Annotated in this window: 10 protein-coding genes; 2 read left to right on the top strand and 8 right to left on the bottom strand. The window is 74.1% G+C overall.

What is annotated here, in order from left to right:
* The first annotated feature begins 141 nt into the window (after window positions 1-141).
* Window positions 142-600: an SSI family serine proteinase inhibitor gene (locus tag ACZ4MU_RS03670; protein WP_467870393.1), complete on the top strand. Its 459-nt coding sequence runs from the start codon at window positions 142-144 to the stop codon at window positions 598-600.
* Between the two features lie 402 nt (window positions 601-1,002).
* Window positions 1,003-5,190, top strand: coding sequence for a PAS domain S-box protein (locus ACZ4MU_RS03665; protein WP_467870392.1), 4,188 nt, complete (start codon window positions 1,003-1,005; stop codon window positions 5,188-5,190).
* A gap of 162 nt (window positions 5,191-5,352) precedes the next feature.
* Here the strand turns inward: ACZ4MU_RS03665 and ACZ4MU_RS03660 are convergent, their stop codons facing one another.
* The 8 genes from ACZ4MU_RS03660 to ACZ4MU_RS03625 form a co-directional block, all read right to left on the bottom strand.
* Window positions 5,353-7,008: a long-chain fatty acid--CoA ligase gene (locus ACZ4MU_RS03660; protein ID WP_467870390.1), complete on the bottom strand. Its 1,656-nt coding sequence runs from the start codon at window positions 7,006-7,008 to the stop codon at window positions 5,353-5,355.
* 169 nt (window positions 7,009-7,177) lie between these two features.
* Window positions 7,178-7,714 (bottom strand): SigE family RNA polymerase sigma factor, encoded by a 537-nt coding sequence (locus ACZ4MU_RS03655; RefSeq protein ID WP_467870388.1) that lies wholly within the window; start codon window positions 7,712-7,714, stop codon window positions 7,178-7,180.
* Between the two features lie 124 nt (window positions 7,715-7,838).
* Entirely contained in the window at window positions 7,839-8,801 is a 963-nt protein-coding gene (locus ACZ4MU_RS03650; protein WP_467870385.1) for a DUF1906 domain-containing protein, read from the bottom strand.
* Window positions 8,802-8,895: 94 nt separating this feature from the next.
* Entirely contained in the window at window positions 8,896-10,062 is a 1,167-nt protein-coding gene (locus ACZ4MU_RS03645; RefSeq protein WP_467870383.1) for a lipid-transfer protein, read from the bottom strand.
* Window positions 10,059-10,475 (bottom strand): MaoC family dehydratase, encoded by a 417-nt coding sequence (locus ACZ4MU_RS03640; RefSeq protein ID WP_467870381.1) that lies wholly within the window; start codon window positions 10,473-10,475, stop codon window positions 10,059-10,061. Before ACZ4MU_RS03640 ends, ACZ4MU_RS03645 begins: the two co-directional genes overlap by 4 nt.
* Window positions 10,472-11,530 (bottom strand): acyl-CoA dehydrogenase family protein, encoded by a 1,059-nt coding sequence (locus tag ACZ4MU_RS03635; RefSeq protein ID WP_467870379.1) that lies wholly within the window; start codon window positions 11,528-11,530, stop codon window positions 10,472-10,474. The genes ACZ4MU_RS03640 and ACZ4MU_RS03635 overlap by 4 nt, the downstream gene beginning before the upstream one ends.
* Entirely contained in the window at window positions 11,530-12,555 is a 1,026-nt protein-coding gene (locus tag ACZ4MU_RS03630) for a bifunctional MaoC family dehydratase N-terminal/OB-fold nucleic acid binding domain-containing protein (protein ID WP_467870377.1), read from the bottom strand. The genes ACZ4MU_RS03635 and ACZ4MU_RS03630 overlap by 1 nt, the downstream gene beginning before the upstream one ends.
* Complete coding sequence (locus tag ACZ4MU_RS03625) at window positions 12,556-13,749, bottom strand: acyl-CoA dehydrogenase family protein (RefSeq protein WP_467870374.1); 1,194 nt, start codon at window positions 13,747-13,749, stop codon at window positions 12,556-12,558.
* Window positions 13,750-13,974 lie beyond the last annotated feature (225 nt).

Raw genomic sequence — 13,974 nt, 5'->3', positions numbered from 1 at the left:
GCGGGTTCCGCCGGGTCTCGCGGGGCGGCCGTGTCGCCGGCTCACGGGCCGGGCGCAACGCCCGGGGCTCCGGCGCGTTAGGCATGCCGAATCCGTTCAGCCCCGGTGGGGCCGGACCCCCGCCCACCCCGTGGAGCCCGCATGCTGCGTCGCCTCGTCGTCACCGCGCTCGCCACCGCCGCCACGGCCGCGCTCGCCACCGCGTCCCCGGCCCTGGCCGCCGCCCCCCTGCCGCTGCCCTCGCTCCCCCTCCTCGGCGGCCAGGACCAGGAGCCCGCCCCGGACCACCTCACGGTGGAGGTCGCGCACAACGGGGAGACCGACGGCACGTACGAGCTGGAGTGCCACCCGGCCGGGGGCAACCACCCGCAGATCCTTCAGGCGTGCGACCGGCTGGAGAAGCTCACCCGGTGGGGCAAGGACCCGTTCGCGCCCGTCTCCCCGGACGCGCGCTGCACGATGATCGACGGTGGCAACGCCACCGCCTGGGTCACCGGCACCTGGGCCGGACGGCGGGTGGAGGCCAAGTACACCCTGCACAACGGGTGCGAGATCAGTCGGTGGAAGACCCTGGTGCCGGTTCTGCCCGGGCCCCGGTGAGCGGCCGGTGAGGCCACTGGCCGAACCGGCGGGTGAGTGCCCGCTGGGCACCCGCCTGGACACCCGTCCTGGTGGGTGCCCGGCGAAGACCCGTCCCGGTGGGTGCCCGGTGAGCGTCCCGGCGAGTACCCGGTGAGGGCGGCGGTGGGCACCCGGTGAAGGTTCCGTGAGGGCCCGGACGGCGACGCGGTGAGCGCGCCGACGGGGCGCCCGAAGCACGCGGCCCCGGCACCCGGGCCGGACGCGCCCCCCACCGTCCACGCGATCTCCCGGCATACGCCGTGGTCACAGAAGATTGGTGAGAGCTCCCCCTCATCCGCCGTCGCGCGGCCATCCCCTGCCTTTAGACTCCCTCCCAGTGACAGGCCGCAAGGTGCAGTGGTTCAGGGAGGAAGCGTCGTCGTGAGCAGCAGGCCATCCCGAGGCGCTGCTCGCCTCGCAGCCATACTTGACGCCCTCCCGGACGGGCTCGTGCTCGTCAATTGCAACGGCACGGTCGTCAACGCCAACACCATCGCCCTGGAGATGTTCGAGTCCCCGGGGACCGGGCTGGTGGGGCGGGGGGTGCTCGACCTGCTGCCCTCCTTCGACTCCAAGCTCATCCCGGGTTCGATGCGCCGCCCCGACTCCGAGGACGAGCAGGGCCGTACGAAGCCGACCCGGATGGTGGCCCGGCGCACCGACGGCAGTGAGTTCCCCGTCGAGGTGACCAGCGCCAACCTGGAGGACGGACGCGACGCGTACGCCTCACCTTCCTCCTCCTACGGAAGCGGTGGCGCGCACTACTCCGGCGACGAGCTCCTCATGATCGTCGTCCGCGACCTCTCCGGCACCGTCGACACCGAGGCGGAGCTCGCCCGTTCGCAGCGGCAGACCGAGATGATCCTGCGCGCGGCGGCGGAGGGCGTGGTCGGCACCGACACCGAGGGCCGTGTCGTCCTGGTCAACCCGGCCGCCGCGCAGATCCTCGGCTACCGCGCCAGCGACCTCGGCGGTCAGGAGCTGCACCCGCTGGTGCTGCACTCGCGCGCCGACGGCGAGCCGTTCCCGTACGAGGGGAGTCCGCTCGCCGACACCCTGAAGTCCGGCCGCAAGCACCGGGTGCGCAACCAGGTGCTGTGGGCGAAGAGCGGCGCCGCCGTGCCCGTCGACCTGACGACCGCGCCCGTACGGGACGGGGATCTGCTGGTCGGCGCGGTGATGACGTTCACCGACCGCCGCCCGTACGAGGAGCAGGCCAAGAAGCACGCGGAGGTCCTGGAGCGCGAGACCTCCCGCTACGACGCCCTCTCCGCGCGCCATCAGCAACTGCTCTCGGTGCTCGGCGGTTCGCTGCGCGGGCCGCTGGACGAGCTGCGCCGCGAGCTGTCCACGCTGGCCGCCGACGACGCGGGCCAGCTGTGGCCCGAGGCCAACCAGGTGCTGCACCATCTGGCCGCCGGATACGCCCGGATGACCACCCTTGTCGACAACGTCCTGGCCTTCCAGCGGCTCGACTCCGGTACGGAGGAGCTGAAGAAGGCGAAGGTGCTGGTCGGGAATGTGGTCGCGGCGGGCGTCGAGGGCGCCGTCGAGCTGATCGGGCCCGGCCGGGCGCAGTTCGCCGTCCACGCGCCGCCGATCGAGGCCGAGATCGACCCCGTACGGCTCTCCACGGCGCTGGCGCACCTGGTGGCGGACGTGGCGGGCGTCGACGCCACGGGCAACGCCCCGGTCGCCCCCGGCGGCTACATGGACTCCACGGTCGTCGTCGCGGCGGCGGTCCGAGGTGACGTCGTACGCATCGAGGTGCGCGGCCCCTACGCCGGTGGCGATCCCGTCCACGAGCCCATCGTCCGGGGCATCGTGCGCGCCCACGACGGTGTGCTCCAGACGGTCGAGGTGCCGGGGATGAGCGGCAGCGCGTACGTGCTGGAGGTGCCGCTGGGGGAGGGCGCGGGCTCGGTACCGGAGCCCGCCACGGCCGAGGTCGCCCTCGTCGCCGCGCCGGAGCCGGCCCAGCCGAGCGGCTCGGGCCGCCGCCGCGCCCGGCGGGCCTCCACGGACGCGTTCCTGGCGAGCCCCGTCGAGGAGGAGAAGTCCCCGACCGGCCGCCGCCGGGCACGTGCCCCGGAGGACCAGCGGCCCGACCCGTCCGCCGCGTCCCCGGCCGCGCTCGAACGCATCCCCGCGCAGCAGGCGGGCGAGGGCGGCGGCGCCCCGGGTTCCGGTGAGGGCCCCGGCGCGGTTTCCGGTACCGGACGGGGGGCCCCGGGCGGGGGCCCGTCCGGCGGCCCGGGAGCCGGTGGCGTACCGGTCGCTCCGGGTGCTCCAGGCGTGCCGGGGGGGCCGATCGTGCCGGGCGCTCCGGGTGTTCCGGGTGCCCCGGGTGTCCCCGGGGCTCCGGGTGTGCCGGGCGCGCCCGGTGCCGGGCCGGTCGGCGCCGCGCCCCACGGCCCCGTTCCCGCCGCCTCCTCCGGTGGTACGCCGGAAGGCGCCCCCGGCGCCCACCCCTTCGGCCCCGGTGGCCCGTCCGGCGGCACTCCGAACGGCCCGGCCGTCGGCATGCCCGGCACCGAGGCCGCCCCGGGGGCCGCGTCCCCGTACACCCCCGGCACCGCCCCCACCGGCGGCCCCGGCGACGGGACTTCGACCGACCCGGCCGGGTCCTCCGGTGAGGCGGGCGGCGCCTCCGGGACGGGGCGGCGGCGTGGGCGCCCCAGCCCCGCCGAGGGGGGCGCCGCGCCCTCCGAGGGCTCGGTCGTCACCGCCGCGGAGAGCGCCCGCCAGCCCGGCGCCGGGCGACCGGCCGCGCTGAGCGAGACCGTTCCGCCGCAGGGCATGGCGACCGACCCGGGCACTGCCTCGGGCCGCCGCGCCCGTCGCGCCCTGCCCGGCGAGGCGGCCGCCGACGCGGACGCGCACCCAGGTGACGCGCGCGCCGCCGACGCGGGCCCCGGCGGCCGTCGTGCCCGCAGGGCTCTCGCGGCCGCCCCGGAGACCGACGAGGGGGCCGTACGCACGGCGTTCGCCCTCCCGCCCGCCGACGCCGACCGCCCGGTCCCGCCCGAGGGCTTCGCTCCGCATGGCCCGGACGCCGCACGGCCCGCCGGCCCGGCCGACGCCGACCGCTCCCGTGCGGGCGGTCCCGGCAGGCCGCTCGGGCTCCCCGGAACGGCGCCCGGCCAGGGCACCGGCATCCCCGTGGACCCGAACCGCCCCGGAGTCCCCGACCCGCACCAGCCCCTCCCGGCCCCGTCGGCACCGGCCCACCGCCCGCTGGCGAACGGGCCCGGCCAGAGCGCCGGTCCCACCGCCCCCGCCCACCGGCCGTTGGCGGACGGGCCCGCGCAGGGCCGTCCCGCCGGTCGCCCGCACCACGGCGCCGTACACAACGACGACGTGGACGAGCACACTCCGCCGCAGCCGCACCCCGTCGAGCAGCCGCCCGCGTGGGCGGTCGGCGGGGCCGTCCCGGCGAACGGACCGGAGACGACGGGCGGCGCCGCACCGCGGCCCGCCCACCAGCCGCTGCCCGCCGAAACGGCGCCCCTGCCCGACGACGCCTCCCAGGGCCGCGCGTTCAGCGTGCGCACCCTCGGCCAGGGCGTGCCCTTCGCCCAGCAGACCTCCGGGCCCTCCGGCTCGGGGCGGCGCCGCAAGCTCGGTACGCCTCCCGAGGGGGAACGGCCCGCCGGGACCGTTGAGGCCGAGCGCCCCGGCCCGTCCCCCACGTCACTGCTCTCGCCGCCCTCGGAGGGGCAGGGACGGGCGTACGCCATAGGGGCGCCGGACGAGGGCGCCGAAGGGCCCGAGCCGCTGGACGGGCCCGGGGGAGCCGTGGAGGTCGCCAACCGGCCGCACCCGCAGCCCGTCGACGACGAACTGCCGCCCGAGCCGCTCGACAATCCGCGCCGGCTGCTCGTCTGGCCCGCGCCGGACGTCTCCACCCAGCAGGCGCTGAGCGACCGCGGCTACCGGCCCGTGGTGGTGCACTCCCGCGAGGAGGTCGACGCGCAGATCGCGGCGTTCCCCGCCGCGCTCTTCGTCGACCCGCTGACCGGGCCCATCACCCGTACCGCGCTCCAGTCGCTGAGGCAGGCGGCGGTGGCCGCCGAGGTGCCGGTGCTGGTGACGGCCGGTCTGGGACAGGCGACGCGCGAGGCCGCGTACGGCGCCGATCCGGCCGTCCTCCTCAAGGCCCTCGCCCCCCGCGACAGCGAGCAGCATCCGCCCCGGGTCCTGCTCATCGAGGAGCACGAGGAGATCGCGCTCGCCCTGACGGCCACTTTGGAGCGGCGCGGTATGCAGGTCGCGCGCGCCGCCACCGACACCGAGGCCGTGACGCTGGCGGGCCAGATGCGCCCGAACCTGGTCGTGATGGACCTGATGCAGGTACGCCGCCGCCGCGCCGGGATCGTCGACTGGCTGCGGGCGAACGGGCAGTTGAACCACACTCCGCTCGTCGTCTACACCTCGGCGGGGCTCAACCAGCCCGAGCTGCCGAAGCTGTCGGCGGGGGAGACGGTGCTCTTCCTGGCCGAGCGCTCGACGAGCGCCGAGGTACAGGGCCGGATCGTCGACCTGCTGGCGAAGATCGGCACCAACTAGCGCCGGTACAAACGGAGGTGGGGGCCGGCGGATGTTTCACGTGAAACGTCCACCGGCCCCCACCTCGCTGCGCCTCCTCGCGGCTCGCCGGGAATCCCCGAGGCCGTGCGCGGGGCATGTTTCACGTGAAACATGCCCGGGCCCAGCTCACCGGTCCACGCCTCAGCGCAGCTCGGTGATGTCCAGCTCCCCGTCCGCGTACTGCTTGCGGATCACCTTCTTGTCGAACTTCCCCACGCTCGTCTTCGGTACCGACTCGACGATCGTCCACCGCTCCGGCAGCTGCCACTTGGCGACCGACCGGGCGAGGAAGTCCTTGAGGGCCGCGTAGTCGGCGCTCGCCCCCGGCTTCAGGACGACCGTGGCCAGCGGGCGCTCGCCCCACTTCTCGTCGGGGACGGCGACGACCGCCGCCTCGGCGACCTCGGGGTGCGCCATCAGGGCGTTCTCCAGGTCGACCGAGGAGATCCACTCCCCGCCCGACTTGATGACGTCCTTGGCGCGGTCGGTGAGCGTCAGATAGCCCTCCGGGCTGATCACGCCGACGTCGCCCGTCTTCAGCCAGCCGTCCTCGCTGAACTTGTCGGCGGGGCGGAAGACCTCGCCGCCCGCGCCGCCGTAGTACGCACCCGCGATCCAGTTGCCCCGGACCTCCAGTTCACCGGCCGACGCGTTGTCCCAGGGCAGCAGCTCCCCGCCGGGGCCGGTCAGCCGCGCCTCGACGCCCGCCGGGAAGCGGCCCTGGGTGACCCGGTAGGGCCACTCCTCCTCGGCCGAGAGCCCGGCCGGCGGGTTGGCCATGGTGCCCAGCGGCGACGTCTCGGTCATGCCCCACGCGTGGCAGAGCCGGACGCCCAGCTTGTCGTACGCCTCCATCAGCGAGGGCGGACAGGCGGCGCCCCCGATGGTCACCTTCACCATCGAGGAGAGGTCCTTGGGGCGCGCGGTGACCTCGGCGAGCAGGCCCTGCCAGATGGTCGGTACGGCGGCGGCGTGCGTGGGCTTCTCGCGCTCGATCATCTCGGCGAGCGGGGAGGGCTGGAGGAAGCGGTCCGGCATCAGCATGTTGATGCCGGTCATGAAGGTCGCGTGCGGCAGCCCCCAGGCGTTCACATGGAACTGCGGCACCACGATGAGAGTCGTGTCCTTGTCGGTGAGCCCCATCGACTCGGCCATGTTGACCTGCATCGAGTGCAGATAGACCGACCGGTGCGAGTAGACGACGCCCTTGGGGTCGCCGGTGGTGCCGGAGGTGTAGCACATGGCGGCGGCGGTGCGCTCGTCCAGCTGCGGCCACGCGTACGTCGTCGGGCGGCCCGCGAGCAGCTCCTCGTACTCGTGCACCTGCGGCCCCGCGCCGTCGATGTCGTCGAGCAGCGAACGGTCGCCGGGCCCGGAGACCACGATGTGCTCGACGGTCGGCAGATGCGGCAGCAGCGGGGCGAGCAGCGGCAGCAGCGAACCGTTGACGATGATGACGCGGTCGGCCGCGTGGTTGACGATCCAGATCAGCTGTTCGGCCGGGAGCCGCAGGTTCAGCGTGTGCAGGACCGCGCCCATGGAGGGGATCGCGAAGTACGCCTCGACGTGCTCGGCGTTGTTCCACATCAAGGTGGCGGTCGCCTGGCCGTCCTCGACGCCGAGCTCGCGCAGGCCGTGTGCCAGCTGCGCGGCCCGGCCGCCGATCTCGGCGAAGCTGCGGCGCCGTGGCTCCGCCTCGCCGGTCCAGGTCGTGACCTGCGACTTGCCGTGGATCGTCGACCCGTGGGTCAGGATCCGCGAGATCAGCAGCGGTACGTCCTGCATGGTGCTCAGCACGGCGGCCTCCCGGGGGCGCTACGGTGCGCCACGTGGCGATAAGGGTGTGCCGATTCTGCTCACGTACCGCGCGGTATGTCACTACCCGGCGGTAAGGAATCACCCACGAGACCAAGGTCACGTGGGTTCTGCGGCCCCCTGCGCCCGCTATCGGCCGCCGGGGTCCCGGTCAGCGGACGGGGGCGAGCTCCGGGTCCTCGCGGAGCTTGCCCAGCGCCCGCGAGACGGCGCTCTTCACCGTGCCGACCGAGACCCCGAGGACCTCGGCGGTCTGCGCCTCGCTGAGGTCTTCGTAGTACCGCAGCACGACCATCGCCCGCTGCCGGTCCGGCAGCTTCATCACGGCGCGCCACATCGCGTCGTGCAGGACCTGCTGGTCGGCCGGGTCGGGCTCCGGCACCGTCTCCGGCTCGGGCAGCTCGTCGCAGGCGAACTCGTCCACCTTGCGCTTGCGCCACTGCGAGGTCCGGGTGTTCAGGAGCGCACGGCGCACATAGCCGTCGAGGGCGCGGTGGTCCTCGATCCGGTCCCAGGCGACGTACGTCTTGGTGAGGGCCGTCTGCAACAGGTCCTCGGCGTCGCTCGGGTTCGCGGTCAGCGAGCGTGCGGTACGCAGCAGCACGGGGCCTCGGGCCCTCATGTACGAGGCGAACGACGGGTACGGCGCCGCCGCCCGGGAGGCGCTGTTGCAGACAGGCGTGGTCATACCTCCACGCTAGGAGCGCCCGCTCCGCCACGGATCGGCCCCAGGTCGCGAAGCGGGGTCCCTCTCAGGTTGTACGGGTAGGGGTGGCTGGACCTCCTGAAGGTGGAGGAGGACCCGGGGCTCCTCAGGGTCGGAACCGGGCGACCGGGGCATCCACCGTGTTCCGGTCCACCACGAGGCGGCGCCCGCCGTGCGTCTCGGTCACGTTCCCGGCGTACTGGTGGATGCGCCGGTGCGGGCGCCACGCGTCCGCGTGCAGGGTCGGCTCCCCGTACAGGGAGGGCCCCGAACCCCATCGCGCGAACCACATCACCGACGGCAGGTCGGACTGCCCGGCGCGTCGGGCCTGCTCCATGTGCCGCACACCGGAGGCCGCGCTGCTGTAGAACCCGGGCAGGAAGCCCCGGCCGCGCACCTCGCGGTTCCAGGCCCGCACGAACGCCAGTGTCGTCCGGGCGCACGCCGCGTTGTTCGCGTCGTACGCCTCCATGTCCAGGTAGAGCGCACTGCCCTGCCGGATGCCCAGCTTCTCGGCCGCCTCCGCCGCCTGCCTCCCCTCCGCCCGGCCCTGGGGGGCCGAGTCGGCGCTCATCCGCACCTTCCGCTTCGCCTGCGACCGTACGCACGGCGACTGCGAGCCGACGAAGATCGGAAGCACCCGCCAGCCCATCCGGTCCACGTCCGTCAGCCAGTTCCGGTTGAGGTGGTGCTGGTCGGGGCAGCCGCGTCCGCGCCCCGCGAAGTAGACGCCGACCCCCGCGTACGGCGACGAGGACCGCCAGGCCTTCATCGTCGCCAGCGGCGGCGCCTGGCAGGTGTCGAACGCCGCCCCCTTGTAGTGCACGGCACGCGCCAGCACCGCCGGGCTGTCCACCGAGTCCGCCGGAGCGAAGGCGGCCTCGGCGATGTCGGCCGCGTCGGTGTCCGGGGCCGCCGCCGCAGGGGCGGTGACAACCGGGACGTCGGGTGTCGGCGCGGCCGACGCGGACGGGCTCAGCGTGAGCAGAGCGGCGAGCGTGGTGGCCACGGCGAGCGGTGGCGTGACGATGCCCAGGTACCAGGGCCGGATCGATGTAAGGCTGCGCATAGGGTGAGTGAAAGGCCGTCAGCTCACCCCGGCCACCGCTCGGCCCCGTGTCGCGGCCGTCCGGGGAGGAGATCATCCTTCCGGGTACGGAGGTTCAGCCGTCCGCGCTCAGGACAAGACCGGAGGTGGGTACACCTGTTCCCGCCGTCACCAGCACGCGTCCGGCGTCCGGTATCTGATTGACCGCCATCCCCCTGACCTGCCGGACGCCCTCCGCTATCCCGTTCATTCCGTGCAGGTATGCCTCGCCCAGCTGTCCTCCGTGCGTGTTCAGCGGCAGGGTGTCCGCCGCCACGAAGTCCGCCGCCTCCCCCGGCCCGCAGAACCCGAACTCCTCCAGTTGCATCAGGACGAACGGGGTGAAGTGGTCGTACAGGATCGCCACGTCGATCTCCGCCGGAGTCAGCCCGGACGTCCGCCACAGCTGGCGCGCCACCACTCCCATCTCGGGCAGCCCGGTCAGGTCGTCCCGGTAGAAACTCGTCATCCCCTCCTGTCGGCGGCCCGCCCCCTGCGCGGCCGCGGTGATCACGGCGGGCGGGCGGCGCAGGTCCCGGGCACGCTCGGCCGTGGTGACGACGAGCGCCTGGCCGCCGTCCGTCTCCTGACAGCAGTCCAGCAGCCGCAGCGGCTCCACGATCCACCGCGAGGCGGCGTGGTCGGTGAGCGTGATCGGCCTTCCGTAGAAGTACGCCGCCGGGTTGGTCGCCGCGTGGCGCCGGTCGACGACGGCCACCTGCCCGAACGCCTCCGGTGTCAGGCCGTAGGCGTACAGATAGCGCTGGGCGGCCATGGCGACCCAGGAGGCCGGGGTGAGCAGCCCGAACGGCAGCGACCAGCCGAGCGCCGCACCCTCGGCGGACGGCTCCCGTTGCCGCACCCCCGACCCGAACCGCCGCCCCGAGCGCTCGTTGAACGCCCGGTAGCAGACGACCACGTCCGCCACCCCCGCCGCCACCGCCAGCGCGGCCTGCTGGACGGTCGCGCACGCGGCTCCGCCGCCGTAGTGGATCCGCGAGAAGAACGACAGCTCGCCGATGCCGGCCGCCTGCGCCACGGTGATCTCCGGGCTGGTGTCCATGGTGAAGGTGACCATGCCGTCGACGTCGCCAGGGGTGAGGCCAGCGTCGTCGAGGGCGGCCCGCACCGCCTCCACGGCGAGCTTCAGCTCACTGCGCCCGGAGTCCTTGGAGAACTCGGTGGCCCCTATCCCGACGATCGCCGCCTTCCCCCCGAGCGAATCGGCCCGCCGTACGCTCATACCGCCGCCTCTCCCGCGCCGCCCGCCCCGGCCCGGGGGAGGGTGACCGTGACGGTCCCGGTGACGTGGTGGCCCAGCCCGTTCGCCCCCACCACCCGCACCTCCGCCGTGCCGTCCTCGACGGCGGTGACGGTGCCCGTCAACGTCATGGTGTCGCCGGGATGGTTGGGCGCCCCCAGCCGTATCCGCACCGCGCGCAACCGCGCCTCGGGGCCGAAGTGGTCGGTGATGTACCGCCCGACCAGGCCGTTGGTGGTCAGGATGTTCATGAAGATGTCCGGGGCCCCCTTCTCCCGGGCGAGCACCGCGTCGTGGTGCACGTCCTGGTAGTCGCGGGAGGCCACGGCCCCGGCGACGATCAGTGTCCGGGTGACCGGGATCTCCAGCGGTGGCAGCTCGTCTCCCGCCCTCATGCCGCACCCTCCTCTTCCTCGACGATCAGCCCGCCCAGCTCCTCCAGCAGTTCGGCGCCGCACCCCAGATACGCGTCGATCTGGCGTCCCCAGAGGAAGTGCCGGTGCACCGGGTGCTCCAGGTCCGCGCCGATGCCGCCGTGCAGATGCTGGCCCGCGTGGACGACCCTCCTGCCCGCCTCCGACGCCCACCAGGCGGCCGTCAGCGCGTGCGTGCGGTACGGCAGCGCCCGGTCGCGCCGCCAGGCCGCCTCGTACGAGGTCACCCGTATCGCCTCGGTGTCCATGTACGCGTCGGCCGCCCTCAGCTGGACCGCCTGGTTGGTGGCGAGCGGCCGTCCGAACTGCTCCCGGGTGCCGGTGTGCTCCACCGCGCGGGCCAGCGACCCCGCGCACACCCCTGTCTGCAGTCCGGCGAAGGCGGTACGGGCGGTCGCCAGCACGTCCTCGTAGGCGCCGGGGCCCGGCCCGCCGACCCGCTCACCCCGCGCTCCCGAGAGCGTGAGCCGGCCGGCCGACCACGGCGCCGTCGTCTCGACCGGTTCCGTCGCCGCCCCGGGTGCTCCCGTCCGTATCCACCACAGCGCCCGGTCCCCGTCCGCCACCAGGACGTGCGTGGCGTCCCGCAGCCAGGGGACCACCGGCACCACTCCGGTCAGCTCCCCCGTCGGGCCGCCGTCGGTCGAGGCCCGCACCGCGGCGCGCGCGGGGAAGGCGCCGGCCGCGACCGCCGTGCCGTCCCTCAAGGACGGGAGCAGCCGGTCGCGCTGGTCCGCGCGGGCGTGGGCGGCCAGCGCCAGGACCCCGTAGACGCAGCTCGCCGCGAACGGCACCTGGGCGGTGGTCCGGCCCTGCTCCTCCAGGGCGAGGACCAGCCCGAGCAGCCCCGTCTCCTCCACGGCCGCGGGCAGCCCGGCGCCGCACAGGGCCTTCCACAGCCCGGTGTCCGTCCCGGTCCCGGCGGCGGTGAGGCGTTCGTGGGTGGAGAGGTCCGCGAAGATCTCCCCGGCCAGCTCTCGGACCGCCGCCTCCTCCTCGGTGGGGGTGAAGTCCATCACCCGCCCTCACCCCCTCGGAACACCGGCAGTCGCAGCTCCTCGTCCACCTGCGGGAACTCCAGCCGCACGGGCATCCCGATGCGCACCTTGTCGTACGGCACCCCCACCACGTTGCTGATCATCCGTACACCCTCGGTCAGCTCGATCAGCCCGACCGCGTACGGGCCCGTCCCGTCGGCCCCGCCGGTGCCGGGCTCGGCGAACCCGGGGAAGCGGGGGTGGTGCATCACGACGTACGAGAACACCCTCCCGGTGCCGCTCGCCTCCACCGTGTCCCACTCCGCCGCCCCGCAGCCGTTGCACCCCGGCAGCCAGGGGAAGCGCAGCTCGCCGCAGCCGGTGCAGCGCTGGATCAGCAGCTTGCGGGCGGCGACGCCGTCCCAGAATCCGGCGTTGTCCCGGTTGACGACGGGTCTGGGGCGCCGCCCCTGGGAGGCGCGCCGCGCCGGGGCGTACTTGAGGATCCGGAAGCGGTGCGTGCCCGCGAGCTCGCCGTTCGCCCGGACGTCCATCCGCGTGGTGACGAAGTGGCCCGTTCCCAGCTTCGTGGTCTTCTGCTCCGAGACCGCCTCGATCACCGCGTCATAGGTGATCCGGTCGCCCGGGCGCAGCTCCCTTACGTACTCCTGCTCGCAGTCGGTCGCCACCACCGAGGTGAAACCGGCGCCGTCGAGCAGCGCGAACAGCTCCTCGTGGGCGCCCGAGCGGTCCGTGTGCCCCGAGAGGCCACCCATCGTCCAGGCCTGGAGCATGGTGGGCGGGGCGATCGCGTCCGGCCCCCGGTAGGCCGGGTTGGTGTCGCCCATCGCCTCGCACCAGTGCCTGATCATCGGCTCGTTGACCAGGTCCTTGCCGACGCCCTCGCGCGCCGCCGACCGCCCCTCGTACGCCTTCAGCCGTCCGTACAGCCCGTCCAGGCCCGGGGGCGCGGTCCGCTCGTCCCCGCCCGGGCCCGGGGGCGCGGTCCGCTCGTCCCCGTCCGCGATGCGCCCCCGCGAGCGCGCGGACACGTCCTCGCCCATCTACCTCCGCCCCCTCTTCATCCCGAGCCGCATCGTCGCGACGATCTCCCGCTGCACCTCGCTCACCCCGCCCCCGAACGTATTGATCTGTGCCGCGCGGTTCATCCGCTCCAGCTCCCCGTCCCCCACGGCGCCCGGTGACCCTCCCCGCACCAGCGCCGTCTCCCCCGAGATCTCCTGGCACATTCGATACGTCTCGACCGCCGATTCCGTTCCCGCGAACTTCACCCCCGCGGCGTCCCCGGGGGCCGGTGAACCGGCCCCCACAGCCCCCACCAAACGCCAGTTGAGCAGGCGATTCGCCGCGAGCCGCGCATGCGTCTCGGCGATCCTGGAACGCACCCACGGCGCGTCAACCCTGCGCCGCCCGGTCACCGGATCGGGGGTACGGGCCCGGGCCAGCGCCGCCTCGAAGAACGCCTCGGCCTGCATGCCGATCGCGGCGAGCGCGACCCGCTCGTGGTTGAGCTGGCTGGTGATCAGGCCCCATCCGCCGTTCTCCTCCCCGACCAGGTTCGCGGCCGGAACGCGCATCCCGTCGTAGTACGTGGCGGTCGTCGTCAGACCGCCCACGGTGTGGATCGGGGTCCAGGAGAAACCGGGCGCGTCGGTCGGGACCAGGATGATCGAAATGCCCCGGTGCCTGGGCGCCGCCGGGTCCGTACGGCAGGCGAGCCAGATCCAGTCGGCGTTCTGGGCGTTCGAGGTGAAGATCTTCTGGCCGTCGATCAGCCAGTCGTCCCCGTCCCGTACGGCCCGGGTCCGCAGTGAGGCGAGGTCCGTTCCGGCTCCCGGTTCGCTGTAGCCGATGGCGAAGACGAGCTCGCCGGCGAGGATCCGGGGCAGGAAGAACGCTTTCTGCTCCTCGGTCCCGTAACGCATCAGCGTCGGCCCGACCGTGTTGAGCGTGACCATCGAGAGAGGGACGCCCGCGCGGTACGCCTCGTCGAAGAAGACGAACTGCTCGTCGGGACCGCGCCCCTGGCCGCCGTACTCGACGGGCCAGCCGAGCCCCAGCATCCCGTCGGCACCGATACGGCGGAGCAGGGCGCGTTGCGCTGCGGGTTCGCCGTCCTGCGGACCGTCGCTCCGCGCCCCTCCCGCACTGCCCGCATCTTCCGCCATGACGGCGCGGAAGTACGCACGGAGTTCGGCACGCAGACTTTGCTGGCGTTCGGTCGGGGCGAGGTGCACGGCGGCGGCCTCCGGGGGTCCGGACGTACACGTACGAGTCGGGGTTTCTGACTGTCCGTCAGGTAAGGCGGGCTGTCAATGCCCGCGCCACCAGAGACTGGCTGTACGCGCACGTCGCCCACGCGCGCGTGGGCGACGTGCGGTCACCCGCCCGCTCGCCTCCACCGCCGCAACGTCGCCCACGCGCGCGCGGACGCACCCACTCCGGCCGCCCCCATGCGCTAC

The sequence above is a fragment of the Streptomyces sp. NPDC026377 genome (assembly GCF_055567715.1).
This window is presented reverse-complemented; position numbering and strand designations above follow the sequence as displayed.

Excerpts from the sequence above, each read along its gene's own strand:
- ACZ4MU_RS03655 (WP_467870388.1), bottom strand. The coding sequence starts at position 7,714 with ATGACCACGCCTGTCTGCAACAGCGCCTCCCGGGCGGCGGCGCCGTAC.
- ACZ4MU_RS03630 (WP_467870377.1), bottom strand. The coding sequence starts at position 12,555 with ATGGGCGAGGACGTGTCCGCGCGCTCGCGGGGGCGCATCGCGGACGGG.
- ACZ4MU_RS03645 (WP_467870383.1), bottom strand. The coding sequence starts at position 10,062 with ATGAGCGTACGGCGGGCCGATTCGCTCGGGGGGAAGGCGGCGATCGTC.
- ACZ4MU_RS03635 (WP_467870379.1), bottom strand. The coding sequence starts at position 11,530 with ATGGACTTCACCCCCACCGAGGAGGAGGCGGCGGTCCGAGAGCTGGCC.
- ACZ4MU_RS03650 (WP_467870385.1), bottom strand. The coding sequence starts at position 8,801 with ATGCGCAGCCTTACATCGATCCGGCCCTGGTACCTGGGCATCGTCACG.
- ACZ4MU_RS03640 (WP_467870381.1), bottom strand. The coding sequence starts at position 10,475 with ATGAGGGCGGGAGACGAGCTGCCACCGCTGGAGATCCCGGTCACCCGG.
- ACZ4MU_RS03670 (WP_467870393.1), top strand. The coding sequence starts at position 142 with ATGCTGCGTCGCCTCGTCGTCACCGCGCTCGCCACCGCCGCCACGGCC.